Raw genomic sequence first — 25,742 nt, forward strand, 5'->3', positions numbered from 1 at the left:
TGGGCTCTCGGTTATTCATCACCCATGGCCACGGCGGCTTCCACCAGCCCGGCCAGGTTGAAGCGCTCGGGCAGCTTGCCGGCCACGGCGAGCTCCACGCGCTCGGCGATGGCGTCCAGGTTCACCTCCTCAAGCACCTCACCGGCGAAGGCCAGGGTCAGCAGGCCGCGGGCGGTCTGGCGGTCGATGCCGCGGCTGCGCAGGGCATAGATCGCCTCCTCGTCGAGCTGGCCGGTGGTGGTGCCGTGGGAGCACTTGACGTCATCGGCGTAGATCTCGAGCTCCGGCTTGGCATCGATCTCGGCACGGTCGGAGAGCAGAAGGTTGGCGTTGCTCTGGAAGCCCTCGATCTTCTGGCTGTCGCGCTTGACCACCACCTTGCCGTTGAACACGCCGTGGGCGCGGTCATCGAGGATGCCCTTGTAGTTCTCGTTGGAGAAGGTGTGGGGCGCGTTGTGGTTGGCCAGGGTGTGGCTGTCCACGTGCTGACGTCCCTGGCCGTAGAACAGGCCATAGAAGTCGCAGGTGGCGTTCTCGCCATTCAGCTCGCTGATCAGGTCGGTGCGCACCAGGGCGCCACCCAGGTTCAGGTTGAACGAGGTATAGCGACTGTCGCGGGCCTGCTCGACGTGGATCGAGGCCACATGCAGGTCAGCCAGCGGCGCCTCCTGCAGCTTGTAGTGGGTCAGGATGGCGTTGCGCTCGAGGATGATCTCCTCCACCAGATTGGTGAAGTTGGCCGCCTCTTCCTCGCCCACATGGTGCTCGACCAGGGTCGCCTGGCTGCGCCCGCCGGCCTGGACCAGGATGCGCGGATGGCTCATCACCGGCTGCTCGCCACTTCTGGAGAGGAACTGCAGGATGATCGGCTTCTCGACCACCGTGCCCGGCGCCAGGCGCAGCACGGCGCCCTCCTCCATGAAGGCGGTATTGAGCGCCGAGAAGGGCGAGAACTCGACCCCGGTGAGGCGCCCCAGCGGACCGCCCACCGCCTCGTGGTTCTCCTCCAGGGCCGCCGAGAGCGGCACCAGGCTGACACCCGCCGGCAGGTCGTCGAGCCGCGACAGGGCCGGGGCGAAGACGCCGTCGACGAAGGTCAGCCGGTGCGCATCGATGGGCAGGGTCAGGGCCGCCGCGCCTGCCTGGGAGAACTCGGCATCCTCGGCCAGGGCGAAGTCGCCCCGGGCGATGGCGCGCACGTCGGTGTACTTCCACGCCTCGTCGCGGCGGGTGGGAAAGCCCATCGCCTCGAAGCGGGCCGCACCGGCCTGGCGCCGGGCGGCGATCCAGGTCGGCTCCTGGCCCCGAGTCTCGAGGCGGCCGGCGCGGAACTCGGCCAGGCGGTCGAGAAAACGCTGTGTCTCTTCACTCATGCGGCAGACTCCTCCAGCACCCAGTCATAGCCACGGGATTCGAGTTCGCGCGCCAGCTCCGCGTCGCCGCTCTTGGCGATGCGACCATCGATCAGCACGTGGACATGATCGGGCACGATATAGTCGAGCAGGCGCTGATAGTGGGTCACCAGCAGGATGCCGCGGTCCTCGGCGCGCAGGCTGTTGACCCCGTCAGCCACCACGCGCAGCGCGTCGATATCGAGACCGGAATCGATCTCGTCGAGCATGGCGAGCTTCGGCTGCAGCACCAGCATCTGCAGGATCTCGTTGCGCTTCTTCTCGCCGCCGGAGAAACCCTCGTTGACGGAACGCTGCAGGAAGCTGGCGTCCATCTGCATCTCGGCGATCTTCTCCTTGATCAGCTTGAGGAACTCCGGAGCGGGCATCTCGCCCTCGCCACGGGCCGCGCGCTGGGCATTGAGTGCCGACTTGAGCAGGTAGATGTTCTTCACCCCGGGGATCTCGACGGGGTGCTGGAAGCCCAGCAGCAGGCCGGCCTGGGCGCGCTCCTCGACCTCCATCTCCAGCACGTCCTGGCCCTCGAAGGTGATGGAGCCGGAGGTGACCTCATACCCCTCCTTGCCGGCGATCACCGAGGAAAGGGTCGACTTGCCGGCCCCATTGGGGCCCATGATGGCGTGCACCTCACCGGCGTTGATGGTCAGGGAAAGGCCCTTGAGGATTTCCTTGCCCTCGACCGTGACGTGCAGATCCTTGACTTCGAGCATCGTGAATACCTTTTGATTCGAGAAAGCGATTGGCAACAGGGTGATCAGCCGACGGAGCCTTCGAGAGTGACGCTGAGCAGCGCCTCGGCCTCGACGGCAAACTCCATGGGCAGCTCCTGGAAGACGTCCTTGCAGAAGCCGTTGACGATCATGCTCACCGCGTCCTCCTCGGAGATGCCGCGGCTCTGGCAGTAGAAGAGCTGGTCCTCGCCGATCTTGGAGGTGGTGGCCTCGTGCTCCACGGTGGCGGTGCTGTTGCCGATCTCCTGATAGGGGAAGGTGTGGGCGCCGCACTTGTCGCCGATCAGCAGGGAGTCGCACTGGGTGAAGTTGCGCGCCCCCTTGGCCCGCGGGCCGATCTTCACCAGGCCACGGTAGGACTGGTTACTGCGCCCGGCGGAGATCCCCTTGGAGATGATGCTGGAGCGGCTGCCCTCGCCGATATGGATCATCTTGGTCCCGGTATCGGCCTGCTGGCGACCGTTGGTCACAGCCACCGAGTAGAACTCGCCCTTGCTATCCTTGCCGCGCAGCACACAGGAGGGATACTTCCAGGTAATGGCGGAGCCGGTCTCGACCTGGGTCCAGCTGATCCGCGAGCGATCGCCACGGCAGTCGCCACGCTTGGTGACGAAGTTGTAGATGCCGCCCTTGCCATCCTCGTCGCCGGGATACCAGTTCTGCACGGTGGAGTACTTGATGTAGGCGTCGTCCAGCGCCACCAGCTCGACCACCGCGGCGTGCAGCTGGTTCTCGTCACGCATCGGCGCGGTGCAGCCCTCCAGGTAGGAGACCTGGGCGCCCTCCTCGCAGATGATCAGGGTGCGCTCGAACTGGCCGGTGTTCTCGGCGTTGATACGGAAATAGGTGGAGAGCTCCATGGGACAGGTCACGCCCTTGGGCACGTAGACGAAGGAGCCGTCGGTGAACACCGCGGAGTTGAGGGCCGCGAAGTAGTTGTCGGTCTGGGGCACCACGCTGCCCAGGTACTGCTTGACCAGCTCCGGATACTCCTTCACCGCCTCGGAGATGGAGCAGAAGATTACCCCGGCCTCGGCCAGCTTCTCCTTGAAGGTGGTGGTCACCGAGACCGAGTCGAACACCGCGTCCACCGCCACGCCGGCCAGGGCGGCACGCTCGTGCAGCGGGATGCCCAGCTTCTCGTAGGTCTCGAGCAGCTTGGGGTCCACCTCGTCGAGGCTCTGGGGGCGATCCTCAGGGCGCTTGGGGGCGCTGAAGTAGGAGATCGACTGGTAGTCGATGGGCGGATAGTCAAGGTGCGCCCAGGAGGGTGGCGTCATCTTCAGCCACTTGCGATAGGCGTCCAGGCGCCACTCCAGCATCCACTCCGGCTCGCCCTTCTTGTTCGAGATGAAGGCGATCACATCCTCGTCGAGGCCGGGCGGTAGCGTGTCGCTCTCGATGTCGGTCACGAACCCTTCCTTGTAGTCGCGACGGACCAACTGTTCCATTTCCTGACTTGCCATGATCTCTCCCCTCCCGGGCGGTTGGGCCGGCGAGACGGGCTCGCCGATTGAATCCGATGAAACTTGAGTGGCTCAGGCCGTGTCAGCGGCCAGGCTCACGCTCTGGATGGGCAGCTGCACCGGCAGCTTGATCGGCGAGGCGCTGGCCAGATGGGCCAGGGTCACGCTGCCGAGCAGGGTGCGCACCCCCAGCGAAACGCGCTGCCAGTTGTCGGCCACGCCGCAGGTAGCGGCCAGGTCACAGTCGCCCTCGGCATGACTGCATTCGGTCATCGCCACCGGCCCCTCGATGGCGGTGATGATGTCGATGGCGGTGATCTCGGAGGCGGGCCGCGCCAGGGAGTATCCCCCCTGGGCACCGCGCCGCGACTCCAGCAACCCCGCCTTCACCAGCATCTTCAGCGTCTTGCTGACGGTGGGATGCGGAAGCTGGACCGCTTCGGCGAGCTCGGCCGCCGCCTGGGGCTGCTCGGGGTGACGGGCAATCTGGGCCATCACCACGGCGGCATAGTCGGTCAGCCGCGAGAGCTTGAGCATGACGAGCCTCCTGTCAGCGAGCGGCCCGGCGGAATACCGTGCCTCGATTGCGGACCATTTTAGTCCTGTATGAATTCGATGTGAAGCCCGCGAGACGGTTTCCCTGCCAAAGGGGCAGCTTTACAGCACGATAGGCACCATTCACATCAAGAACGCCTATCGTTCTCATTAGAGCTCACTATCGCGATCCTTGCCCCGCACCTGCTCATGCCTTCTTCACGAACTCGGACTTCAGCTTCATGGGGCCGACCCCGTCGACCTTGCAGTCGATATCGTGGTCGCCCTCGACCAGACGGATGTTCTTGACCTTGGTGCCCACCTTCACCACCAGGGAAGAGCCCTTGACCTTGAGGTCCTTGATCACGGTCACGCTGTCGCCATCGGCCAGCAGGTTGCCGTTGGCATCGCGTACCTGGAGGGTGTCATCGCTCTCGACGCTCGCTTCCCCGGACCACTCGTGGCCGCACTCGGGGCAGACATACTGGATGCCGTCCTCATAGGTGTAGGGGGAAGAGCAGGCGGGACAGACGGGCAGATCGCTCATGGCGGGCTCCTGACGGGGTGGCGGAAAGCCGCCAAGCGTACACCGCGGCGGCACGGGTCTCCAGCGGACACATGACGGCCACGGCCCGGCCTGGCAGGATTGACGCTCTTCATCGGTGAGAAGGAAGCAGCATGCAGGAGGGCCCGACCACGGTCTTCGGTGGCACCGGTTTCCTCGGCCGCGCCATCGTGCGCGAGCTGGTGGAAGCCGGCCGGGCGGTACGCATCGCCGCGCGCCACCCGCGCCTGCCCGACTGGCGCGAGCCCGGGGACCGCATCGAGTGCATGGCGTGCGATATTCGCGACGAGAGTCAGGTGGCCGCCGCCCTGGCGGGCAGCGTCGCCGCGATCAATGCGGTGGGCCTCTATGTGGAGCGGCGCCGGGCGGGCCCGACCTTCACCGCGATCCACGCGGAAGGGGCCGGCCGACTGGCGAGGCTCGCCCGGGAGGCCGGCATCGCCCGGCTGGTACATGTCTCGGGCATCGGCGCCAGCGCCGACTCCCCTTCCGCCTATGTGCGCGCCCGCGCCGCCGGCGAGGACGCCGTGCTCGAGGCGCTGCCCAAGGCGATCCTGCTGCGCCCCTCGGTGCTGTTCGGCCCGGATGACGCCCTGCTGGCCAACCTGGCCCGGCTGGTACGCCTGCCACTGGTGCCGCTGTTCGGCCGTGGCGCGACCCGGCTGCAGCCGGTGCATGTGGACGACGTGGCCCGCGCCGCGGTGCGGTTGAGCGGCTCTCGCCCGGTGGCGCGCCGACTCTTCGAGCTGGGTGGGCCCGAGATCCTAAGCTACCGCGAACTGGTGCAACGGGTGGCGGCGCAGCTGGAGCGTCATCCGCGGCTGGTGCCACTGCCCTTCCTCGCCTGGCGCCTGGCCGCCGCCCTGCTCGCCCCGCTGCCCTCGCCACCCCTGACCCGGGACCAGGTGTTGCTGATGCAGCGCGACAACCTGGCCGACCCGGACGCCGGTGGCTTCGCCGACCTCGGCATCGTGCCCCGCACCCTGCATGACTGCCTGCCGCGCTGCCTGCCCGGACACTGACGGCCCCCTGGGTGACGCAAAATGCGTCCCTGACGGACAGCGCACCGCCCGGACGGCTATGCTGGGGAGGCGGGCCCACCTCCAGTAGGGCCTCGGCAAACAGGGAGTCCCAGCCGTGAGCGACCAGAGTCGGGTGATCGCCTTCTATGACGAGCGCATGCTGGCCCACGAGCCGGATATCGAGGTGCCATTCCTCCCGGGGCGCATGGACACGCGAATCCGCTCGCTGCTGTCGGGTCTCGGTGTGCCCTGGAAGTACCCGGAACACCCCGCCCGGCTCACTGCCATCCGCCACTTCCTCGAACTCGAGCCGGTCCCCGGGGTGACCTTCGAGGCAGGGGTGGCCGCGACACGCGAACAGCTGGCACGGGTCCACACCCTCTCCTATCTCGACAGCATCTTTCAACTGCGCGGCGAGAGCGCCTGGCTGGACGTGGACACCACGGCGGTGTCACCCGGCAGCATCGAGGCCGCCGAGGTGGCCGCCGGTACGGCGATCGCGGCAGTGGAAGCGGTGGTCGAGGGACGCGCGGAGAGCAGCTTCGCCCTGGTGAGGCCGCCGGGCCATCACGCCGAGCCGGTTCGCGCCCGGGGCTTCTGCCTGTTCAACAACGTGGCGGTGGCCGCCGCCCATGCCCAGACGATACTGGGCTGCGAGCGAGTGATGATCGTCGACTGGGATGCCCACCACGGCAACGGTACCCAGGACATCTTCTGGGCCGACCCCGACGTGCTGCTCTTCGACATCCACCGCGGCGCGCCCTTCTATCCCGGCACGGGCAGCCTCGAGGAGATCGGGGTAGGCCTCGGTGATGGCACCAACGTCAACGTGCCGCTGCCGGCTGATGCCGGTGACGCTGCCTACCTCAAGGCGTTTCGCGAGATCCTGATCCCCGCCGCGCAGTGGTTCCGGCCCGACCTGATCCTGGTCTCGGCAGGCTTCGATCCCCACAGCCATGACCTGGCCTTGAATGTCTCCTATGACGGCTTTGCCGCCATGACCGGCATCCTCCAGGCCCTGGCCCGGGAGCAGTGCGGAGGTCGACTGGTCTTCGTGCTGGAAGGGGGCTACAACCTCATCTCCCTGTCACGCGGGGTCAGCGCGGTACTGCGCGTGCTGGCCGGCGAGGCGCCGCCGGAACCCGGGCGGCGCGGGATAGCCGAAGTGGAAGCCGCCGCTGCCTTCCATCGCGGCGCCTTCCTCGGCTAGCTCACTTGACCTCGACCTTGCGCCGAGTGGCCTTGTTGAGCTTGGGAAGGGTCAGCTCCAGGATGCCGTTCTTGAAGCTCGCCTCGGCCTTGTCGGCGTCGATATCGCTGGGCAACGGCACGCTGCGACTGAAGGAGCCGGTGGTAATCTCCGAGCGATAGAACTCGCCCTCCTCTTCCTTGCTCTCCTGCCGGTGCTCGCCCCTGACGGTGACGCTGCGGTCGCTGACCGACACCTCGAGATCCTCGCGCTCGAAGCCGGGCACCTCGGCCCGCACCACCACTTCGGCATCACGCTCGATCACATCGACCTTGGGCATGCCCTTGTCGAACCCGGCAAAGCGTTCCCACAGCGGGGGGTCGCGATGCAGCATGGGCATCCAGCCGCGATCGAAGACGTTATCGAAGAAGCGATCGAATTCATGCAAGGGACTGACACTCCGTGACTCCGTTTTCGGGGCCGGGGACGTTTCCTTGGATTTCTTGGCCATACTGACACCCTCCAGACGCTTGGCAACAGGTTGATGGCAGGACCCGGCACACGACCCTCTCGCGACTCTCGTCGCCAGGCCCGCACTAACAGGTTCGCCCAATCAGCAGCCTAGACCAGACCCACCCTTTCGCCTTGATACATGTCAACCATGGCTCCCTTGCCCCCACCGACAAGACAAGAGAAAAAACCATAACAACACTCCCCTACGGAAATAGTTGCCAACAGGGGTGGAAAATGAAGAATAGTCGCCCGAACCCATCGCAAATCAGGCGACTTTCATGGAATTCTTCAACCGACTGGTAGACGGCGGCAATGGCCTGCTGTGGGGCAGCGTACTGATCTACCTGCTGATCGGTGCCGGCCTCTACTTCACCGTGATGACCCGCGGTATCCAGTTCCGCTACTTCGGCCATATGTTCAAGCTGCTGCGCCACTCCCGTGAGGGGGACGGCGGCATCTCCTCCTTCCAGGCGCTCTCCACCAGCCTGGCGGCTCGGGTAGGCACCGGCAACCTGGCCGGCGTGGCCGTGGCCATCTACTTCGGCGGCCCCGGCGCCATCTTCTGGATGTGGATGACCGCCCTGGTCGGCATGGCCACCAGCTTCGTGGAATCCACCCTGGCCCAGGCCTACAAGGTCGACCACGGTGACCAGACCTTCCGCGGCGGTCCGGCGCGCTACATCGAGCGTGGCCTGGGCCTGCGCTGGCTGGCCGTACTCTTCTCGATCTGCCTGATCATTGCCTTCGGCCTGGCCTTCAACAGCGTACAGGCCAACTCCATCGCCCAGGCGATGCAGGAGGCCTTCGCCGTACCCACCTGGGCCATGGGCCTGGTGCTGGTCGTGGTGGTCGCGCCGATCATCTTTGGCGGCCTCAAGTCCATCGCCCGGGTCGCCGAGCTGGTGGTGCCGCTGATGGCGCTACTCTATCTGCTGCTGGCGGTGACCGTGGTGCTGCTCAATATCGGCGACCTGCCCGCAGCGCTGGGCACCATCATCAAGAGCGCCTTCGGACTCGAACAGGCTGCCGGCGGTGCGGTGGGCTACGCGGTGGCTCAGGCCATCATGAACGGCATCAAGCGCGGGCTGTTCTCCAACGAGGCGGGCATGGGCTCGGCCCCCAACGCCGCGGCCACTGCCACCACCCATCCGAACCATCCCGCGGCCCAGGGCTTCATCCAGATGCTCGGTGTCTTCCTCGACACCCTGGTGATCTGCACCGCCACCGCGGCCATCATCATCATGGCAGGCCCCGAGCTGCTGGCCAGCGACGAGGCCAACGGCATCCAGCTCACCCAGATTGCACTCTCCCGGCACGTGGGCGAGTGGGGTGGTCAGTTCATCGCCATCGCCATCCTGCTGTTCGCCTTCACCTCGGTGATCGCCAACTACTCCTATGGCGAATCCAACGTGGAGTACCTGGCCGGACCGCGCCGCGCACCACTGGCCATACTGGTCTATCGCCTGGCCGTGCTGGGAATGGTGATGGTCGGATCCATGGCAAGCCTGGGGGCCATCTGGAACTTCGCCGACCTCTCCATGGGCATGATGGCACTGATCAACCTGGTCGCCATTCTGCTGCTCTCCCCGGTGGCCTTCGCGCTGCTCAAGGACTACGAGCGCCAGCTCAAGGCGGGACAGGACCCCATCTTCGATCCGAGTCGCTTCCCCAGGCTGGCCGACAAGGTCGACCCCAGGGCCTGGCCCGGGCGCTGAGGCGAGCCCCTTAAGCGCCAGTTCACCACCGTAACGCAACGCCCACGCGTGGCGTTGCCTTTTGCCTCCGGGCGGCTAGAGGCCGACGCCGAACAGCGCCTGGGCAAGATGGCCGGTGAGGAAGGCCAGCCCCGCCGCGGCGCCCCCCATCAGCAGGGTGCGCACCCCGGAGGCAAGCACCGGCTGGTGGTAGACCAGGCTCTTGCCCATACCGATCAGGAAGAACATCACTCCGGCGAGGGCAAGGCTCGCCAGGAACTGGGTATTGGCGGCCAGGCCGGGCACGGCGTAGGGCAGCAGCGGTACCGCGCCCACCACCAGGAAGGCGACGAAAGTCACAAGCCCCGAACGCAGGGGGCTCAACCCCTCGGTCTGCAGGCCATGCTCCTCGCGCAGCATGGTCTCCACCCACAGCTCGCGGTCGCTGCAGATGGTCTCCACCACCTGCTCCAGGACCTCCCCCTTGAAGCCCTTGGCGATAAATATCTGGCGGACCTCCTCACGCTCGCCATCGGGGATCACGTCGATATGGTGGTGCTCGTCGCGGCGCACCCCGTCGATATGCTCGCGCTGGGCCTTGATCGCCTCGTAGTTGCTGATCGCCATGCTGAAGCCATCGGCGAGCAGGTTGGCGAACCCCAGCACCAGTGCCACCGTGGCCGAGAAGCCGGCACCGAAGGCGCCGGAGACCACGGCGAAGGTGGTCACGCAGCCATCGATGCCGCCGAGGATGGCATCGGGCAGGCTCTGCCCGGCATTGCCGCCCTGCAGCCGTCGGCGAATGGCCTCGGGATGATGCTCCTCCTCCAGATCGCCACGCTTGTGTCCTTGCATGCCGCTCCCCCCGATTCACCGATATCACCAACTCCAGCTTGGCATATCCAGTGACGCCAGGCAGCCACTGCTGAGTGGGGCCCGGTGCATGGTAAGCTGGGGCAACACCCTCACGGGAGCCTATCGCCATGACGCTGCTTCACGCCATCCTGCAGGTTGCCCTTTCGGCCGCCCCCTGGCTGTTGCTGGGGCTGACCATCGCCGGCCTGATCAAGGCGCTGCTCCCCGAGCAGCTGCTGCAGCGTTGGGTCGGTGGGCGCGGCGTGGCCAGCGTGACCCGCGCCGCCATCATTGGCGCCCCGCTGCCCCTGTGCTCCTGTGGCGCCATTCCCACCGCCCTGGCACTGCACCGTGGCGGCGCCGCGCGCGGCCCTACCACAGCCTTCCTGATCGGCACCCCGGGCATCGGCGTCGACTCGCTGGCCATCAGCTATGCCCTGCTTGGACCCTTCATGGCCGTAGCCAGGGCACTGACCGCCGTGATCACCGCCATTGCCACGGGGCTACTGGTCGGCACCACCGCAAGCGCTGCACCCGCCGCTCCCGCGGCAACACCAGCCGGCTCCGGCTGCTGCGCGAGCGGTAGCTGTGCCGGTTCGGGCAGCCTGCCCGAGGGTCCCGAGCCCCTCGCCCGGCGCCTGTCAGGCGGGCTGCGCTATGCCTTCAGCGATATCCTCGATGATATCAGCCGCTGGTTGCTCGTCGGCCTGGTAGTGGCCGGTGCTCTGATCGCCCTGGTGCCCGCCGAACAGCTCGCCGCCTTCGGCAGCGGGCTCCCCGCCATGCTGTTGATGGCAGTGATCGGCATTCCCATGTATCTGTGCGCCACCGCGGCCACCCCGATCGCTGCCGGCCTGCTGCTGGCCGGCGTTTCGCCGGGCACCGTGCTGGTCTTCCTGGTGGCCGCCCCCGTCACCAGCCTGGCTACCCTGGGGGTGCTGCGCCGGGAACTGGGGGGTCATGCGCTGATCGCCTACCTGGCCGGCATCCTGACCAGCGTGATACTGCTGGGGCTGGGCACCGATGCCCTGGCCAATGTCTGGCAATTGAATATCCCGGATCAGGTCGAGGGGGTGCAAGAGCTGCTGCCCGAATGGCTCGAAGCGGCGGCCTTGGTGGTACTGCTGATACTCGCCATCAAGCCGCTGCGCCAGTGGCTAGGCGCTAGGCTTCCCCAGCGCGCCTGATTCCCTCCCTCGACAACCATCATTACCCGGGCGCCGGTCATGGCGCCCGCCATGCAAGGAGAACCAACGAATGAGCGATACCCCCTGGACTTCCGCCATGCCCGAGGAGCAGTTCGAGCTGATGCGCGAGATCCTCGCCGCGCCGAGCCCCGTAGGGCTCGAAGGGGCCATGACCTACGGCGTGCTCAAGCCCCATTTCGAGCGGTTCGCCCCCGCGGGTTGGCAACTGCACCAGTTCAAGGGGCACGCCGGTGTGGTGCTGGACACCCACCCTGGCCGCGATGACCTGTTCAAGGTGATGATCATCGGCCACGCCGACAAGATCCGCATGCAGGTGCGCTCCATCGGCGAGGACGGCAAGATCTGGATCAACAGCGACTCCTTCCTGCCCAACGTGCTGGTCGGCCATGAGGTGACCCTGTTCAGCGAGGACCCCGAGGCACCGGGAAGCTACCGCCGCATCGAGGGCGGCACCGTGGAGGCACTGGGCGCCATCCACTTCTCCGACCCCGCCCAGCGCAATGGTGACAAGGGCATCAAGAAGGAGCAGCTCTACCTCGACCTGCAGATCCATGGCGATAACAAGAAGCAGCAGGTGGAGAATCTGGGCGTGCGTCCCGGCGACGCTATCCTGCTGGAACGTCCCATCCGCCACGGCTTCAGCCCGGACACCTTCTACGGCGCCTACCTCGACAACGGCCTGGGCTGCTTCGTCACCGCCGAGGTGGCGCGACTGATCGCCGAGGCGGGCGGCACCGAGAAGGTCAGGGTGATGTTCGCCATCGCCAGCTACGAGGAGATCGGCCGCTTCGGCAGCCGGGTGCTGGCCGGGGAGCTCGAGCCGGACGCCATCATCGCCGTGGACGTCAACCACGACTACGTAGCCGCACCCGGCATCGGCGACCGCCGCATGCAGCCGCTGGAGATGGGCAAGGGCTTCACCATGTCGGTGGGCTCCATCGCCAGCGAGCAGCTCAACCGCATCATCGAGAGTACCGCCCGCGAGCATGCCATCCCCATGCAACGCGACGTCGCCGGCGTCGACACCGGCACCGACGGCATGGCCGGCGTGCTCGCCGCGGTGGACTGCGTGGCCACCTCCATCGGCTTCCCGATCCGCAACATGCACACCATCTCGGAGACCGGCAACACCAGGGATGTGGTGGCGGCGATCCACGCCATCACCCGTAGCTTGCAGGCCCTGGATGCCCTGCCCGACCCGCACCGCGAGTTCCTCGACCACCATCCGCGCCTCGACCAGGCCGGTCCGCTGGGCCACCGTGGCGGCGAGAAACCGGCAGACCAGCAGAGCTGACCGGCACACCGCAACGCCTGTCGTGACACCGACAACAGGGCCCCGCATGCCTGGCATGCGGGGCCCTGTCGCTGGCGGCATCTATCATGCCGGCGAGGAATGATGCACTGGCGTCATGGGGAGTGTGACAACGGCATTCACATTCGCTCAGGAAATCCGTTGCAGGGGGCTATCATGTGCCCACAGTCACCAGCCAGTGAGAGCCTCATGCAACCCTTCCTCGTCGACGTCTATGCTATCCACCCCCACGGCCATGAGCAGCACCTCGGCGGCGGCATCTTCCACGCCACCAACGCTGGCGAGGCCGAGGAACTGGCCACCCAGGAATTCTGGCAGGCAAGGCTGGAGGATCAGGGCTTCGACATCGGCTTCCAGACCGACCAGCCCGAGACCGGTCACAAGGTGATGAGCCTGGAGAGCCTCAGGGCCTTCATGCCACGTCCCGCCTTCGCCTGAGCCGCACACAGCAACCCTTCGACCGCGCCGCCCTCTTGGGCGGCGCGGTCGTTTTGTATGGATTCATCACCTTGACCCGCTGGGGGTTACCACAACCCTTCCAGGGCCTCGGCCAGCAACGGCGCCATGGCGATGGCATTGCTCTGATGGGCAATACAGTCGGTACTCCACACTTCTCCTACGCCGGCCGAGCGAATCACCGCCAGGGCATCATCGGCAAACAGCGCATGGGTCAGGGCCAGGTCCACCGACGCCGCGCCCGCGGCAAGCAACGCCTCGGCGGCACGGGCCACGGTATGCCCGGAGCTCGCCACGTCGTCCATCAGCACCACCTGACGCCCCGCCACAGGGAGTTCGGGGAGCTGGATCGACACGTCACGATCGCCGTGGCGCACCTTGCGGCACACCCCGAAGTCGCCGCCGGTGACCGCGGCGGCCTGGGCCACCCATTGCCGTGCCTCCTCGTCCGGGCCCAGCAGCAGTGCCGCGGGGCGCTTCTCGGCCACCAGTTCGGCCAGGCGCGGTGCACCGGAGAGCGCGATGGCGTGCTCGAGGGGGATCGCCTGGTCGAGGCGTTGGATGCGATGCAGGTGCGGGTCCACGGTGACCACGGCATCGAACAGCTCGGCCAGGAAGCCACCGACGATGGTCTGGCTGACGATCTCGCCGGGGTGGAAGGCGATATCCTGGCGCATGTAGGCGAGGTAGGGCGACACCAGCACCAGGCGCCTCACGCCCTGGCGGCGCGCATGGCGAGCCAGCAGCAGCAGCTCGACCAGCTTGTCGTTGGGTCGATCCAGGCTGCGGTAGACCACCAGGCACTCGGGGACGCCCCCTTCATCACCGAAGGGCAGGGTCAGCTTGAGCTCGGCATCGGGGAAGCGGTGGCGCTCGACGGCCAGCGCCTCCATGCCGGCGGCGTCGGCCAGGCGCCGGGCCGCGGTGGCTTCGTCGGCGAAATGCAGCAGGGCACGTTCCTTGTCTCGACTCACGGGATCACATCTCCACGTTAAGGTGTATCAGCTCGTCACGCTGGCCCAGGGTCACGCCGCTGTCGCGCTCGCTGGACTGGTGGGCCAGCGACAGCTCATTGCGGAAGGCGGCATAGACGGTATACAGCGCCTGGCCGGCTTTGATCTCATCGCCGAGCCGCACCGCCATGTCGACTCCCGCCCCGACCGCCTTGGGCGCCCCGGCCAGCCTGGCGATGCGCGCCAGCTTGAGATTGTCGATGCCCACCACCACGCCATCCGCGGGTGCCACCACCTCGAAGTGGTGCGACGCCAGAGGCGGGTTACCCGGATCGAAGGGCTTCGCCCCCTGGGCCTCGATGATCGCCTGCATTTTCTCCAGGGCGCGGCCTGAATCGAGGATATCCCTGGCGATACCGAAGCCGTCCCCGCCGCGCACGTCGGGGTCGAACTCCAGTATCCGCCCGGCCAGGCGCAGCGCCTTCTGGCGCAGGTCCATGGGGGCGTCGGGATGGTTGGTCAGCACCTGCATCACGTCGCGGGCCTCGAGCATGGGGCCGATGCCGCGACCAATGGGCTGGCTGCCGTCGGTGATCACCACGTCCAGGGTCAGCCCCATGCGCCCGGCCACGAACTCGAACAGCTTGCGTAGCTGGCGGGCCTCGGGCATGGAGCGCACCTTGGCGTGGGGGCCCACGGGGATATCAAGCAGCAGGTGGGTGGAGCCGGCGGCGACCTTCTTGGAGAGGATCGAGGCGACCATCTGGCCCGGCGAGTCGATGGAGAGCGGGCGCTCCACCGAAATCAGCACGTCATCGGCCGGCGAGAGCTGGCTGGTGCCACCCCAGGCGAGGCAGCCACGATGGGTGCGCACGATCTCGCCCAGGGCATCGAAGGGCAGGTCGACCTCGGCCAGCACCTCCATGGTGTCGGCGGTACCCGAGGGCGAGGTGATGGCCCGCGACGAGGTCTTGGGACACAGCAGGCCGTGGGCGGCGACGATGGGCACCACCAGCATCGAGGTCCGGTTGCCGGGGATGCCGCCGATGCAGTGCTTGTCGACCACCGGATGCTCGTGCCAGTCGAGGCGACGCCCCACCCGACACATGGCATCGCTGAGGTAGAAGATCTCCTCGCGATCCAGCTCGCCCAGGTCGCAGGCCACCACGAAGGCGGTCAGCTCGATCTTCGAGTAGCGCAGGTCGGCGATGTCCTGGATGATCGCCCGATAGTCGTCGCGGGTGAGGCGCTCGCCACGGATCTTGCGATGCAGGGCGGGAATCGATGCCGGCGGCTCGGCCTGGGAGACGCTCACCGGGCGCCCCTCCGCAAGTCCCAGCGAGGCGAAGGCGTCCTCGGAGAGGCCGAGCTGCTGGCAGTCGACGATGCTGGGGTCATCGACCACGTTGAGGCTGGCGAGGATGCGCTGGCCATTGGCGCGCACCTCCACCTTGGAGAGGGCCTGGAAGCCCTCGGCACGGTAGAGGTGGCACTCGCGATGCAGGTAGGCCACGTTCTCGCGATAGGTGTCGATACCCACCCGCTTGAGGACCAGCGGCGAGAGGGTATCGTCCAGCGGTGCCACCGCGGGGGAGCTCTTCTTCATGGCGACGTCCAGGGGGCGTGGCGGCCAGGCCCATGGCCGGACCATCACGGGTTGGGTGGTTACCTCCATCCTACCAGCCGCCGTGTCGGGGCGTCATGGCGTCGCGCGGGGCTTAACGAGGGTCGTCGGATCACGCTAGGCTGACGGCTTCCGACCAGCGGAGTACCGCCAGTGTTCGATGCCTACCTGGATCCAGGCCACTTCTGGGCCGTGGCCACTACCCTGATCGCGGTAACGCTTTGCATCATGCTGCACTACGAGGTGTCGATGCGGCTGTGGCGAGGACTGGAACGCGCCCATGGCACCCTGCGCCGGCGCTTCCTGATGCTCAGCTTCGTGCTGTTTGGCGCCCATGTGGCTGAGATCTGGATCTTCGGCGTGGCAATGGCCCTGCTCACCGAGCACCCCCTGGCAGGGCAGCTGGTGGGCCTCGAGACCGTCACCCTGCTCGACTACCTCTACTTCTCCGCCATCACCTACAGCACGCTGGGTTACGGTGACCTCTTTCCCACCGGGCCGATCCGCTTCATCACCGGCAGCGAGGCACTACTGGGTTTCATGCTGATCACCTGGTCGGCCTCGCTCACCTTCCTCGAGATGCAGCGCCACTGGTCGGCCCGCCGCGAACGCTGAACCGGGGTGCCGGCCGTGCCGTTAGCGCCACGGCGGTGTAGGCTCTGCCTGATGACATCGGCACAAGGAGAGAGGGATGCGTTTCGCGATCATGGGCAGCGGCGGCGTGGGCGGCTACTTCGGCGCGCGCCTGGCCGAAGCCGGCCACGAGGTCACCTTCATCGCCCGCGGCGAGCACCTGGCCGCCATGCAGCGCGACGGACTGCGAGTCTCGAGCATCGAGGGCGACCTGCATCTGACCGAGGTGAAGGCTACCGACGATCCGCGCACGGTCGGCGTGGTGGATGCCGTTATCGTGGCGGTCAAGGCGTGGCAGGTCAGCGCGGCCGCCGAGGCGATACGCCCCCTGGTGGGGGCCGAGACCCTGGTGGTCCCGCTGGAGAACGGTGTCGAGGCCGCCGATACCCTGGCCGAGGCACTCGGTAAGGAGAGCGTACTGGAGGGGCTGTGCGGGATCCTCGCCTGGCAGGAGGCCCCGGGGCATATCAGGCATGCCGGCGTCGCCCCCTTCATGCGCTTCGGCGAGCGCGACAACCACAGGAGCGAGCGCGCCGAGCGCCTCAAGGCCGCCTTCGATGCGGCCCATGGCGTCACCGCCGAGATCCCCGACGATATCCAGGCCGCGGTGTGGAGCAAGTTCCTGTTCATCTGCGCCATGAGCGGCATCGGGGCCATCACCCGCGCCCCCATCGGCGTGACTCGCCACCTGCCCGAGACCCGCGAGATGATCGAGCAGATCCTCACGGAGATCGTCGCGGTGGCCCGGGCGCGAGGCATCGCCCTGCCCGAGGATGCCGAGGCGAGGGCGCTGGGCTTCATCGATGCCCTGCCCGAGGCGAGCACCGCCTCCATGCAGCGCGACATCATGGCCGGCCGCCCCTCCGAACTGGAATCACAGAACGGGGCCGTGGTGCGCCTGGGCCGCGAGGCCGGGGTGGCCACCCCGGTCAACACCCTGATCCACTCGGCCCTGCTGCCCCAGGAGCGCAAGGCGCGGGAGGCAAACTGAGCCACCGCCACGCTCGCCAGCCATCACCCTGCCGGAGAGGCCGAGACGACACGCCCCTTACGGCAGGCGCCCCTGGCGTGCCAGGCGTCGCCTGACCCAGGCATCATAGCCCCGACGCAGCAGTGACTTGATGCCGGGGAGACCGATCAACCAGGCCAGGGGCCTGAGCCGCGACACCCGGCGCATCAGCAGGATATAGGCGTCGATGCCCTCGCTGATGCGCCCGTCCTCCTCCTCCACGTGCAGCGAGAGCAGCGCCGCCTCGGGGTCGACGCCCCTGGCCCGTAGTACCTGCTGATGCTCGGTCACGTCGCACCACTGAACCTGCGCGCCCGCCTCCCCGGCCCAGCGCTCGTAGCGGGCGCGGTCTCGCCGGCAACCGGGGCAGATACCGTCGTAGTAGACCCTCAAGACGTCGTTACGCCCCTCTGGCATGACAGACCTCCGCTTCCCCGTGCCGGCATGATGGATACCCTGCATGCCGGCCATAGCCAAACTCCAATTCCCGAGTGGCATGCTCTTGCTTCACAGTGGATCGCGACGCTTGCGAAGACAATGCCACAGACAGGAGAGATTCATGAGCCAACGTATTCTGATGGTCCTTACCTCCCACGACCGCCTCGGCGACACCGGCAAGCCCACCGGCTTCTGGCTGGAGGAGCTGGCGGCACCCTACTATGCGTGCCTGGATGCCGGTGCCGAGGTGGTACTCGCCTCGCCCGCCGGCGGCCAACCGCCGCTGGATCCCAGCAGCGACGCCGAGGAGAGCCAGACCGAGGCCACCCGGCGCTTCAAGCAGGATCCGGAAGCCCAGCAGCAGCTGGCCACCACCCGTTGCCTCGACGAGGTGAGCGCCGACGACTTCGATGCCATCTTCTACCCCGGGGGCCATGGCCCGCTGTGGGATCTGGTGGACAATCCCGACTCCATACGCCTGATCGAGACCTTCTGGGCCCAGCAGAAGCCCGTGGCAGCGGTGTGCCACGCCCCCATCGTGCTGCTCCATGCGCGCGACACCGACGGGGAGCCGCTCGTGCGAGGCCGCCGGGTCACCGGCTTCACCAACGGCGAGGAGGACGCCGTGGGGCTGACCGAGGTGGTGCCGCAGCTGGTGGAGGTGGCCTTGAAGGCCGCCGGCGCCGACTACTCCAAGGCAGATGACTTCGCGCCCTATACCTGCCGCGACGGCCGCCTGATCACCGGCCAGAACCCGCCCTCCTCGGAGCCTGTCGCCAGGGTGCTGCTGGAGGCACTGGCCGAGTGATCGCCTGACCACCTGGCAGCGCCCCACCCAGGTCAGGAAATGACGACGCCCCGGCATCCATCAGGATACCGGGGGGTCTTCGTCTTGACCGGAGATGATCAGCCGCGACGGTAGGTGCCCACCAGGCGGTTCATGCCCAGCAGGTGCGGTTCGACCTTGACCAGCAGGTCACGCAGCGAGAGCCCTTCGGGCAGGTCGTCGGTGGGCCTGTCCAGCGCCAGCACCCAGAAGTAGTAGCGATGGGTACCGTGCCCTTCCGGAGGCATGGGGCCGCCGTAGCCCAGCTTGCCGAAGTCGTTCTTGCCGCGAGTCCCGACCCGGGTTGCCTCCTCCAAGCTGCCGGTGGAGGCCGGAATGTTGTAGAGCACCCAGTGCACGAAGCCGTAGGTGCCATTCTGCACCAGCGGGGCGTCCGGATCGTGGCAGATCAGGGCGAAGCCCTTGGTGCCCTTCGGGGCGTCCTGCCAGACCAGTGCCGGCGAGAGATCATCGCCTTCACCCGTATGCTTGGCAGGAATGGCACCCCCGTCCTCGAAGGCGGGGCTGGAGAGTCGCAGGGTCGACAGGGCGAATGCCATGGATGATCCTCCTGATGAAAGCGAATAAGTGCCGATGTAGCCTGGGAAACAACCGAGGAGCTGTCAATATGCCCAAGCGTCTGCTGATCGTCGCCCATGCCCCCTCCCCCAACACCGCCAGGCTGCGCGAGGCCGCCGAGCGTGGGGCGTGCCATCCCGATATCGAGGACGTGGAGATCAACGTCAAGGCACCGCTGGAGGCCGGCCCTGAGGATGTGTTGACCTGCGATGCCATCCTGCTCGGTACCACGGAAAACCTGGGTTACATGAGCGGAGCACTCAAGGACTTCTTCGATCGCTCGTACTACCCCTTGCTCGAGGAGACCCAGGGCCTCCCCTGTGCCCTCTATATCCGCGCCGGACACGACGGCACCGGCACCCGCCGCGCCGTGGAGGTCATCATCACCGGCCTGCGCTGGAAGTGGGTGCAGGAACCGCTGATCCTGCACGGCGAGTGGCAAGAGGGGTTCGTCGATCAGGTGGAAGAGCTCGCCATGACCATGGCTGCGGGGCTAGAGGCTGGAGTGCTATAAGCTTATACGATTAAATTTCGTTTAAAGCGACTTTCATGTGCAGGACAGCTGCTATAAATCAAGTCAGCCCTTCTAAACGCAGGGAGACCCGGGCTGTCTCGACACCACCTTGGCCGACAATACCAACATAACAACTCAGCCTGTCGACCAGACGCAATGCGAAGTCACTCCCCTCGGCTTCCATCTGGCCCTGCTGGTTCGGGTGCCTCTGGCCGACTCACTGATGCGAGGTGAGTCATGAAAACCACTGCTCGACGGCTGGCCATCGGCATGGCCAGCCTGCTCCTCGGTCTTCCGCTCTCGGCCCATGCCGAAGCACCACTGACCATCGCCACCGCCAGCCCCGCCGGGGTCTATCATGTGGTGGGGCGCGCCCTGTGCCGAGCCATCGATACTCCCTGCCGGGCACAGCCAAGCGACGGCTCCAGCGCCAACCTGCGCGCCCTGCGACGAGACGAGCTGAAGTTCGCCCTGGCCCAGTCGGACCTTCACCAGTATGCGGTGCAGGGCATCGAGGGATTTCGCCATATCGGGCCGGACACCTCGCTGCGTTCGGTGTTCTCCCTGCACAGCGAGCCTTTCACCCTGGTGGTACGCCGAGACGCCGGGATACGAAGCTTCGAGGACCTCGAGCAGCGCTCGGTGAACATCGGCAACCCGGGCTCCGGGCAGCGCGGCACCATGCTCAGGCTGATGGATGCCCGAGGCTGGAGCCGCAGCAACTTCCGCCAGGTTCACGACCTGCCCGCCGACCAGCAGTCCATGGAGCTTTGCCACGGCAATATCGATGCCATGGTCTACACCGTGGGTCACCCCAACGCCTCCGTCGACCAGGCCATCCGGCTATGCAACGCAGAGATCATCGATGTACGGGGGGAGACCGTCGACCTGCTGGTGAACGCCTACCCCTATTTCACACTCGCCACGATTCCCGGCGGCCTCTATGGTCCCGACCAGCCGGCGGTGCACACCTTCGGGGTCAAGGCAACGCTGGTCACCCGGGCGGACACCGACGCCGATCTGGTCTACCGAGTGGTGTCGGATGTCTTCGAGGAGTTCATACGCTTCAAGGCTGCCCACCCCTCGCTGGGCACCCTGACGCCCCAGGCGATGATTCAGGAAGGGCTCAGCGCGCCACTGCATGAAGGCGCACTGCGCTACTACCGCGAGCAGGGATGGATCCAAGACGGGGTGCTGGTGGCCGAGGACAGCGCAACGCGTCCGCACACTGCAGATGCGCTGATCGTGGATTGACGGCGGCACCCCGAAAAGCAACGGCGGCGCCCCTTGGGGCGCCGCCGTTGCTTGGAGGCCAGAGTAGGAGCCTACTTAAGGCGCTCGAACACCGTGGCCACGCCCTGGCCCATGCCGATACACATGGTGGCCAGGCCCAGGGTGGTGTCGCGCTCGCGCATGACGTTGAGCAGGGTGGTGCAGATGCGCGCGCCGGAGCAGCCCAGCGGGTGGCCCAGGGCGATGGCGCCGCCATGCAGGTTGACCTTCTCCTCCATGACATCACGCAGCCCGAGATCCTTGAGCACCGGCAGCGCCTGGGCGGCGAAGGCCTCGTTGAGCTCCACGGTGTCGAGATCGTCGGCAGTGAGGCCGGCGGCCTTGAGCGCCTTCTTCGAGGCCGGCACCGGGCCATAGCCCATGATGGAGGCGTCACAGCCGGCCACGCCTGTGGAGAGCACCCGAGCGATGGGCTCGAGACCCAACGCCTGGGCGCGCTCGTAGCTCATCACTGCCATGGCCGAGGCGCCCACCGAGAGCGCCGAGGAGGTGCCTGCGGTGACGGTCCCGCCACGCGGGTCGAAGGCCGGCCTGAGCTCGGCCATCTTCTCCAGGCTGGCATCGGCACGGATCACCTCGTCGCGCTTGACCAGGGTGCGGAAGCCATTGGCATCGTGCCCCTCCACGCCGATGATCTCGTTGTCGAAACCGCCCTTCTCCATGGCCGCCTGGGCACGCTGGTGGGAACGCACGCCGAAGGCGTCCTGCTCCTCACGGGAGACACCATGCATCTTGCCCAGCAGTTCGGCGGTCAGGCCCATCATCATTGCCGCCTTGGCGACATGCTTGCTGGCCGCCGGATTGACGTCGACACCGTGGGTCATGGGCACGTGCTCCATGTGCTCCACGCCACCGATCACGTAGAAATCTCCCATGCCGGCCTTGATATTGGCCGCAGCGATATGCAGCGCGCTCATCGAGGAACCACACAGACGGTTGACCGTCTGGGCCGGCACGCTGCGCGGAATGCCGGTCAGGATCGCCGCGTTGCGGGCGATGTTCATGGACTGCTCCAGGGTCTGGTTGACACAGCCCCAGATCACGTCGTCAACCTCTGCCGGATCGAGGCCGGCATTGCGCTCGAACAGCGACTGCATGACGGCGGCGGATAGGTTCTCAGCACGCACGTGTCGGAAGGCGCCGTTCTTGGCCTTGGCCATGGCGGTACGCACACAGTCGACCACCACGATATCTCTCGGATTCAGACTCATTGCTTGCGACTCCTGTTGTCGTGGCGGGGATCAGGCCTGGTTCTGGGTGTCGTAGAAGCGCTCGCCGGCGGCGGCCATCTTGCGCAGCTTGTCGGTGGGCGCATAGAGGGCACCCAGCTCCTTGGCCAGGTCGTCGGCCAGCGCGACGAAGGCATCCACGCCCATGGCGTCGATGTAGCGCAGCGCCCCCCCACGGAACGGCGGGAAGCCGATGCCGTATATCAGCGCCATATCGGCCTCGGCCGGGCTGTCGACGATGTCGTCCTCGAGGCAGCGCACGGCTTCCAGGCACAGCGGCACCATCATGCGCGCGATGATCTCCTCGTCGCTGAATTCGCGGCTCTCCCTGGCCACCCCCTTGACCAGCTCGATGGCGACCTCGTCGCGCACCTTCTTCGGCTTGCCGCGGCGATCATCCTCGTAGGCGTAGAAGCCCTTGGCGTTCTTCTGGCCCAGGCGGTCGTTCTCGAACATCACCTGAATGGCGCTCTGGCTGTCGCCTTCACCCTTGGCGCCACCGCCCAGGCCGCCCATGCGCTCCGGGAAGCCCTCGGCCATCACCTCGCCGGCGTGCACCGCGGTATCCAGGCCCACCACGTCGAGCAGGTAGGCGGGGCCCATGGGCCAGCCGAACTTCTCCATCACCTTGTCGACCCGCGCGAAGTCGGCGCCCTGCTCCATCAGCAGGCTGAAGCCGCCGAAGTAGGGGAAGAGCACCCGGTTGACCAGGAATCCCGGACAGTCGTTGACCACGACGGGGGTCTTGCCCATGGCCCGGGCGTAGGCCACGGTGGCGGCCACGGCGGCGTCACTGGTCTGCTCGCCGCGGATCACCTCCACCAGTGGCATGCGGTGCACCGGGTTGAAGAAGTGCATGCCGCAGAAGTTCTCGGGGCGCTTGAGGTTCTGTGCCAGCCGCGTGATGGAGATGGTGGAGGTGTTGGAGGTCAGGATGGCCTGCTCGCTCACCTCGGCTTCCACCTCGGCCAGTACCGCCTCCTTGACCTTCGGGTTCTCGACCACCGCCTCGACCACCAGGTCGACGTTACCGAAGTCGCCGTAGGCGAGGGTCGGACGAATATTGGTGAGCCGCTCGGCCATCTTCTCGGTGGTGAGCTTGCCACGCTCTACCTGCTTGGCGAACAGCTTGCGCGCCTCCTTGAGGCCAAGCTCGATGGCGTCGTCCTTGATGTCCTTCATCAGGATCGGCGTGCCCTTGCTGGCACTCTGGTAGGCGATGCCGCCGCCCATGATCCCAGCGCCGAGCACTGCGGCCTGCTTGACCGGGCGCGCCTGCTTCTCGTAGCGGGCACCCTTCTTCTTGACCACCTGATCGTTCATGAACAGGCCGACCAGGTTGAAGGCCACCTCACCCATCGCCAGCTTGACGAAGGCCTTGGACTCGATGGCCTGGGCCCGGGCGCGCTCCTCGCCGGCGCCCTTCTGGATCACCTTGATCGCCTCTACGGGCGCCGGGTAGTGCGGTCCCGCCTTGCCGGCCACATAGCCCTTGGCCGTCTCGAAGGCCATCATCTGTTCGATAGGCCCCAGCTTGAGGGGCTGCTGCTTCTCGGTACGGCGGGCACGGTAATCCAGCTCGCCGGAGATGGCCCGGGCCAGGATGTCGCGGGCCGCTGCCTCCAGCTGCTCGGCCGGCACCACGGCATCCACGGCGCCCATCTTCAGGGCGACATCGGCCCGGTTCTGGGTGCCACCGGCGATCCACTCGATGGCGTTGTCGGCACCGATCAGGCGCGGCAGGCGCACGCAGCCGCCCCAGCCGGGGAGAATGCCGAGCTTGGTTTCGGGCAGGCCGATCTGGGCACTCTCGCTCATCACCCGGAAGTCGGTGGTCAGCAACACCTCGCAGCCACCGCCCAGCGCCAGACCATTGATGGCGGTGACTGTGGGGAACGGAAGGTCCTCAATGGCATTGAAAATCCCGTGGACCCGCACCAGCATCGACTCTAGGAAGTCTCCCCCCTTGCCGAACATGGCCTGGAACTCGGTGATGTCGGCACCGACGATGAAGGCCTCCTTGGCGCTGGTGAGCAGCAGGCCCGCCAGACCACTCTCACCTTGCAGCGCCTTGACCGCTTCATCCAACTCGGTGACCACCGCGCTGGAGAGCTTGTTGACCGACTCGTCCTGCAGATCGAAGGTAAGCGTGGCGATATCGTCATCTCCACGCACTACCGTGATGGCATTGCCTTGATAGATCATTCCGCGAATCTCCCGATTTCATACGGCCGTTTGAATGCGCACAGCTTGGTTCAGCCCGGCGCCTGCGTCAAGTGTCTCCGCCAACGCCTCGATCCGCTGTCGGTGGACGGCGACTCCATCTGCCGAGTGCTAGGCTGCTAGGATGCCAGCTGACCGAGTCGTCAGCCCAGCCGAGGCGCGAATGCCCTACCCCAACGATACGCCAGCCGCCAGCCGTGCCGCTCGCCTGCAGGCTCATGCCGAGGCATTGATCCGCCACCTGCGCCCCTGGAGCTGGCTTTGGCCGCCCATCGCCTTCGCCGCGGGGGTCGGCAGTTTCTTCCTGGTGGAGCGCCAACAGTGGCTCGGCGCGCTGCTCGCGCTGGGGATGCTTGGCGCCTGGCTGCTGCTTCTCTCAGAGAGCCTGATCGGACGGCTGCTGGCGCGACGCGGCTACCCCACCCTGCCGCGCACGGTGACCCAGTTCATCGCCCAGATGATCCACCAGGAGACACTGTTCTTCTGCCTCCCCTTCCTGCTCGCCACCACGGTGTGGCGCAGCGGCCAGGCGCTATTCACCCTGCTGATCATCGCCATGGCGTTGTTCTCCGTCCTCGACCCCCTCTACCACCGGATCGCCGAGCGGCAGCGCTGGTTCTACTTCGCCTTTCACGCCCAGTGCGTCTTCCTGGTGGTGCTGGTCACCCTGCCCACCCTGCTGCACCTCACCACCTACCAGAGCCTGCTGCTGGCCATCGCCGCCATGCTGCTGTTCAGCCTGCCGAGCCTCTTGCACCTCACCGCTGCAAAGCGTGGGAGGCGCTGGCTGATGGTACTGGTCCTGCTGCCGCTGCTGGCGGGAGCAGCTTGGGCGGGACGCATCTGGGTGCCACCGGCCAACCTGTGGATCACTGCAACCGCCCTCTCACCGGGCTTCGACGAGGCCGCCCGAGCGCCAAGTGGCGAGTTGCGCCTTACCCCCGAGGCACTGAGCAGCCAGGGGCTGTTCGCCTACACGGCAATCCGGGCCCCTCGCGGCTTGCGTGAGGAGATCCAGCATGTGTGGCGCCAGAATGGCCAGGAAGTGGACCGGATTCCGCTGGTGATCGAGGGGGGCCGCGAGGCGGGCTACCGCGCCTGGAGCCACAAGCAGAATTTTCCCGAGTCGCCCGCGGGGCGCTGGCGCATCGATGTGATGACCGAAGGTGGCCAGCGCATCGGGGTGATCCGCTTCCAGGTGGCCGAGGATGAGTCAGCCACCCTGGCCGATGGGCATCCGCGGCGGCCAGCGGGCTTGCCGGGGCTGGCATGGCGGCCCCACGTCCCGGACGATGGTGAGGCCGAGAGCGCAGACAAGGCATCACAGGAGGCCGCCATGGAGCAGACGCCGGGCGACCCCGAGAGTGGCGAGGGAGAGAGTGGCGAGGGAGAGAGTGGCGATAAAAGCGAGGTCAGCCCCGCCGATACACCCGTGCCGGCAACTGCAGGGAAAAGCGAATGATA

General features: G+C 66.7%; 25 protein-coding genes. 12 read left to right on the forward strand and 13 right to left on the reverse strand.

Going from position 1 to position 25,742, the window contains the following annotated elements:
• Positions 1-11: 11 nt before the first annotated feature.
• The 5 genes from sufD to ACJ7IV_RS11000 form a co-directional block, all read right to left on the reverse strand.
• Positions 12-1,373, reverse strand: coding sequence for a Fe-S cluster assembly protein SufD (sufD, locus tag ACJ7IV_RS10980; RefSeq protein ID WP_483864415.1), 1,362 nt, complete (start codon positions 1,371-1,373; stop codon positions 12-14).
• Complete coding sequence (gene sufC / locus ACJ7IV_RS10985; RefSeq protein WP_232911964.1) at positions 1,370-2,122, reverse strand: Fe-S cluster assembly ATPase SufC; 753 nt, start codon at positions 2,120-2,122, stop codon at positions 1,370-1,372. The genes sufD and sufC overlap by 4 nt, the downstream gene beginning before the upstream one ends.
• A 44-nt stretch (positions 2,123-2,166) precedes the next feature.
• Positions 2,167-3,609 (reverse strand): Fe-S cluster assembly protein SufB, encoded by a 1,443-nt coding sequence (gene sufB, locus ACJ7IV_RS10990; protein ID WP_483864416.1) that lies wholly within the window; start codon positions 3,607-3,609, stop codon positions 2,167-2,169.
• Between the two features lie 72 nt (positions 3,610-3,681).
• Entirely contained in the window at positions 3,682-4,146 is a 465-nt protein-coding gene (locus tag ACJ7IV_RS10995) for an SUF system Fe-S cluster assembly regulator (protein WP_161432605.1), read from the reverse strand.
• Between the two features lie 205 nt (positions 4,147-4,351).
• The gene (locus ACJ7IV_RS11000) at positions 4,352-4,690 is read right to left on the reverse strand and encodes a zinc ribbon domain-containing protein YjdM (protein ID WP_483864417.1); all 339 of its coding nucleotides are present in this window, start codon (positions 4,688-4,690) and stop codon (positions 4,352-4,354) included.
• A 131-nt stretch (positions 4,691-4,821) separates the two neighbouring features.
• On the opposite strand from ACJ7IV_RS11000, the gene ACJ7IV_RS11005 reads away from it, so the two are divergent.
• Positions 4,822-5,730 (forward strand): complex I NDUFA9 subunit family protein, encoded by a 909-nt coding sequence (locus ACJ7IV_RS11005; RefSeq protein WP_483864418.1) that lies wholly within the window; start codon positions 4,822-4,824, stop codon positions 5,728-5,730.
• A 115-nt stretch (positions 5,731-5,845) separates the two neighbouring features.
• Positions 5,846-6,940, forward strand: a complete 1,095-nt coding sequence (locus ACJ7IV_RS11010; RefSeq protein WP_483864419.1) for a histone deacetylase family protein — start codon at positions 5,846-5,848, stop codon at positions 6,938-6,940.
• 1 nt (position 6,941) lies between these two features.
• Here ACJ7IV_RS11010 and ACJ7IV_RS11015 read toward each other — a convergent pair whose 3' ends face one another.
• Positions 6,942-7,367: an Hsp20/alpha crystallin family protein gene (locus tag ACJ7IV_RS11015; RefSeq protein ID WP_483864420.1), complete on the reverse strand. Its 426-nt coding sequence runs from the start codon at positions 7,365-7,367 to the stop codon at positions 6,942-6,944.
• Between the two features lie 343 nt (positions 7,368-7,710).
• Here ACJ7IV_RS11015 and ACJ7IV_RS11020 point away from each other — a divergent pair, with 343 nt between their 5' ends.
• Positions 7,711-9,147: an alanine/glycine:cation symporter family protein gene (locus ACJ7IV_RS11020; RefSeq protein WP_483864421.1), complete on the forward strand. Its 1,437-nt coding sequence runs from the start codon at positions 7,711-7,713 to the stop codon at positions 9,145-9,147.
• Positions 9,148-9,222: 75 nt separating this feature from the next.
• On the opposite strand, the gene ACJ7IV_RS11025 is transcribed toward ACJ7IV_RS11020, so the two are convergent.
• The gene (locus ACJ7IV_RS11025) at positions 9,223-9,981 is read right to left on the reverse strand and encodes a VIT1/CCC1 transporter family protein (protein ID WP_483864422.1); all 759 of its coding nucleotides are present in this window, start codon (positions 9,979-9,981) and stop codon (positions 9,223-9,225) included.
• A gap of 128 nt (positions 9,982-10,109) precedes the next feature.
• On the opposite strand from ACJ7IV_RS11025, the gene ACJ7IV_RS11030 reads away from it, so the two are divergent.
• The 3 genes from ACJ7IV_RS11030 (at position 10,110) to ACJ7IV_RS11040 (ending at position 12,939) form a co-directional block, all read left to right on the forward strand.
• A complete protein-coding gene (locus ACJ7IV_RS11030) occupies positions 10,110-11,168 on the forward strand; it encodes an SO_0444 family Cu/Zn efflux transporter (protein ID WP_483864423.1) in 1,059 nt (352 codons plus the stop codon).
• A 70-nt stretch (positions 11,169-11,238) separates the two neighbouring features.
• Positions 11,239-12,483: a M20/M25/M40 family metallo-hydrolase gene (locus ACJ7IV_RS11035; RefSeq protein WP_483864424.1), complete on the forward strand. Its 1,245-nt coding sequence runs from the start codon at positions 11,239-11,241 to the stop codon at positions 12,481-12,483.
• A gap of 207 nt (positions 12,484-12,690) precedes the next feature.
• Positions 12,691-12,939 (forward strand): hypothetical protein, encoded by a 249-nt coding sequence (locus tag ACJ7IV_RS11040; protein WP_483864425.1) that lies wholly within the window; start codon positions 12,691-12,693, stop codon positions 12,937-12,939.
• An 86-nt stretch (positions 12,940-13,025) separates the two neighbouring features.
• Here the strand turns inward: ACJ7IV_RS11040 and ACJ7IV_RS11045 are convergent, their stop codons facing one another.
• Positions 13,026-13,931, reverse strand: coding sequence for a ribose-phosphate diphosphokinase (locus tag ACJ7IV_RS11045; protein ID WP_483864426.1), 906 nt, complete (start codon positions 13,929-13,931; stop codon positions 13,026-13,028).
• Positions 13,932-13,935: 4 nt separating this feature from the next.
• On the reverse strand, positions 13,936-15,516 hold the full coding sequence (locus ACJ7IV_RS11050; protein WP_483864427.1) for a thymidine phosphorylase family protein: 1,581 nt from the start codon (positions 15,514-15,516) through the stop codon (positions 13,936-13,938).
• A gap of 171 nt (positions 15,517-15,687) precedes the next feature.
• On the opposite strand from ACJ7IV_RS11050, the gene ACJ7IV_RS11055 reads away from it, so the two are divergent.
• Together ACJ7IV_RS11055 and ACJ7IV_RS11060 are read left to right on the forward strand one after the other, a co-directional pair.
• Complete coding sequence (locus ACJ7IV_RS11055) at positions 15,688-16,149, forward strand: potassium channel family protein (protein WP_483864428.1); 462 nt, start codon at positions 15,688-15,690, stop codon at positions 16,147-16,149.
• A gap of 76 nt (positions 16,150-16,225) precedes the next feature.
• Positions 16,226-17,158 (forward strand): 2-dehydropantoate 2-reductase, encoded by a 933-nt coding sequence (locus tag ACJ7IV_RS11060; RefSeq protein WP_483864429.1) that lies wholly within the window; start codon positions 16,226-16,228, stop codon positions 17,156-17,158.
• Positions 17,159-17,215: 57 nt separating this feature from the next.
• On the opposite strand, the gene ACJ7IV_RS11065 is transcribed toward ACJ7IV_RS11060, so the two are convergent.
• Positions 17,216-17,593, reverse strand: coding sequence for a thiol-disulfide oxidoreductase DCC family protein (locus tag ACJ7IV_RS11065; RefSeq protein WP_483864430.1), 378 nt, complete (start codon positions 17,591-17,593; stop codon positions 17,216-17,218).
• A 142-nt stretch (positions 17,594-17,735) separates the two neighbouring features.
• Here ACJ7IV_RS11065 and ACJ7IV_RS11070 point away from each other — a divergent pair, with 142 nt between their 5' ends.
• Positions 17,736-18,422 (forward strand): type 1 glutamine amidotransferase domain-containing protein, encoded by a 687-nt coding sequence (locus ACJ7IV_RS11070; protein WP_483864431.1) that lies wholly within the window; start codon positions 17,736-17,738, stop codon positions 18,420-18,422.
• 98 nt (positions 18,423-18,520) lie between these two features.
• On the opposite strand, the gene ACJ7IV_RS11075 is transcribed toward ACJ7IV_RS11070, so the two are convergent.
• Positions 18,521-19,000, reverse strand: a complete 480-nt coding sequence (locus ACJ7IV_RS11075) for a YbhB/YbcL family Raf kinase inhibitor-like protein (protein ID WP_483864432.1) — start codon at positions 18,998-19,000, stop codon at positions 18,521-18,523.
• A 68-nt stretch (positions 19,001-19,068) separates the two neighbouring features.
• Between ACJ7IV_RS11075 and ACJ7IV_RS11080 the strand changes: the two genes are divergently transcribed.
• The gene (locus ACJ7IV_RS11080) at positions 19,069-19,533 is read left to right on the forward strand and encodes a flavodoxin family protein (protein ID WP_483864433.1); all 465 of its coding nucleotides are present in this window, start codon (positions 19,069-19,071) and stop codon (positions 19,531-19,533) included.
• A gap of 237 nt (positions 19,534-19,770) precedes the next feature.
• Positions 19,771-20,787 carry a TAXI family TRAP transporter solute-binding subunit gene (locus tag ACJ7IV_RS11085; RefSeq protein ID WP_483864434.1) on the forward strand — a complete coding sequence of 339 codons (1,017 nt, stop codon included), beginning with the start codon at positions 19,771-19,773 and terminating at the stop codon, positions 20,785-20,787.
• Between the two features lie 71 nt (positions 20,788-20,858).
• Here the strand turns inward: ACJ7IV_RS11085 and fadA are convergent, their stop codons facing one another.
• A complete protein-coding gene (gene fadA / locus ACJ7IV_RS11090; protein ID WP_483864435.1) occupies positions 20,859-22,037 on the reverse strand; it encodes an acetyl-CoA C-acyltransferase FadA in 1,179 nt (392 codons plus the stop codon).
• Between the two features lie 30 nt (positions 22,038-22,067).
• Positions 22,068-24,260 carry a fatty acid oxidation complex subunit alpha FadB gene (gene fadB / locus ACJ7IV_RS11095; protein WP_483864436.1) on the reverse strand — a complete coding sequence of 731 codons (2,193 nt, stop codon included), beginning with the start codon at positions 24,258-24,260 and terminating at the stop codon, positions 22,068-22,070.
• 181 nt (positions 24,261-24,441) lie between these two features.
• Here fadB and ACJ7IV_RS11100 point away from each other — a divergent pair, with 181 nt between their 5' ends.
• The gene (locus ACJ7IV_RS11100) at positions 24,442-25,740 is read left to right on the forward strand and encodes a DUF5924 family protein (RefSeq protein WP_483864437.1); all 1,299 of its coding nucleotides are present in this window, start codon (positions 24,442-24,444) and stop codon (positions 25,738-25,740) included.
• Positions 25,741-25,742: the final 2 nt, after the last annotated feature.

Source organism: Halomonas sp. C10-5 (assembly GCF_057169305.1).

What these genes read in the sequence shown, in the direction of transcription:
- ACJ7IV_RS11100 (WP_483864437.1), top strand. Translation starts at nt 24,442, where the DNA reads ATGCCCTACCCCAACGATACGCCAGCCGCCAGCCGTGCCGCTCGCCTG.
- ACJ7IV_RS11005 (WP_483864418.1), top strand. Translation starts at nt 4,822, where the DNA reads ATGCAGGAGGGCCCGACCACGGTCTTCGGTGGCACCGGTTTCCTCGGC.
- sufD (WP_483864415.1), bottom strand. Translation starts at nt 1,373, where the DNA reads ATGAGTGAAGAGACACAGCGTTTTCTCGACCGCCTGGCCGAGTTCCGC.
- ACJ7IV_RS11000 (WP_483864417.1), bottom strand. Translation starts at nt 4,690, where the DNA reads ATGAGCGATCTGCCCGTCTGTCCCGCCTGCTCTTCCCCCTACACCTAT.
- ACJ7IV_RS11050 (WP_483864427.1), bottom strand. Translation starts at nt 15,516, where the DNA reads ATGAAGAAGAGCTCCCCCGCGGTGGCACCGCTGGACGATACCCTCTCG.
- ACJ7IV_RS11080 (WP_483864433.1), top strand. Translation starts at nt 19,069, where the DNA reads ATGCCCAAGCGTCTGCTGATCGTCGCCCATGCCCCCTCCCCCAACACC.
- ACJ7IV_RS11060 (WP_483864429.1), top strand. Translation starts at nt 16,226, where the DNA reads ATGCGTTTCGCGATCATGGGCAGCGGCGGCGTGGGCGGCTACTTCGGC.
- sufB (WP_483864416.1), bottom strand. Translation starts at nt 3,609, where the DNA reads ATGGCAAGTCAGGAAATGGAACAGTTGGTCCGTCGCGACTACAAGGAA.
- ACJ7IV_RS11030 (WP_483864423.1), top strand. Translation starts at nt 10,110, where the DNA reads ATGACGCTGCTTCACGCCATCCTGCAGGTTGCCCTTTCGGCCGCCCCC.
- ACJ7IV_RS10995 (WP_161432605.1), bottom strand. Translation starts at nt 4,146, where the DNA reads ATGCTCAAGCTCTCGCGGCTGACCGACTATGCCGCCGTGGTGATGGCC.
- ACJ7IV_RS11020 (WP_483864421.1), top strand. Translation starts at nt 7,711, where the DNA reads ATGGAATTCTTCAACCGACTGGTAGACGGCGGCAATGGCCTGCTGTGG.
- fadB (WP_483864436.1), bottom strand. Translation starts at nt 24,260, where the DNA reads ATGATCTATCAAGGCAATGCCATCACGGTAGTGCGTGGAGATGACGAT.
- ACJ7IV_RS11065 (WP_483864430.1), bottom strand. Translation starts at nt 17,593, where the DNA reads ATGCCAGAGGGGCGTAACGACGTCTTGAGGGTCTACTACGACGGTATC.
- sufC (WP_232911964.1), bottom strand. Translation starts at nt 2,122, where the DNA reads ATGCTCGAAGTCAAGGATCTGCACGTCACGGTCGAGGGCAAGGAAATC.
- ACJ7IV_RS11040 (WP_483864425.1), top strand. Translation starts at nt 12,691, where the DNA reads ATGCAACCCTTCCTCGTCGACGTCTATGCTATCCACCCCCACGGCCAT.
- ACJ7IV_RS11075 (WP_483864432.1), bottom strand. Translation starts at nt 19,000, where the DNA reads ATGGCATTCGCCCTGTCGACCCTGCGACTCTCCAGCCCCGCCTTCGAG.
- ACJ7IV_RS11070 (WP_483864431.1), top strand. Translation starts at nt 17,736, where the DNA reads ATGAGCCAACGTATTCTGATGGTCCTTACCTCCCACGACCGCCTCGGC.
- fadA (WP_483864435.1), bottom strand. Translation starts at nt 22,037, where the DNA reads ATGAGTCTGAATCCGAGAGATATCGTGGTGGTCGACTGTGTGCGTACC.
- ACJ7IV_RS11035 (WP_483864424.1), top strand. Translation starts at nt 11,239, where the DNA reads ATGAGCGATACCCCCTGGACTTCCGCCATGCCCGAGGAGCAGTTCGAG.
- ACJ7IV_RS11025 (WP_483864422.1), bottom strand. Translation starts at nt 9,981, where the DNA reads ATGCAAGGACACAAGCGTGGCGATCTGGAGGAGGAGCATCATCCCGAG.
- ACJ7IV_RS11085 (WP_483864434.1), top strand. Translation starts at nt 19,771, where the DNA reads ATGAAAACCACTGCTCGACGGCTGGCCATCGGCATGGCCAGCCTGCTC.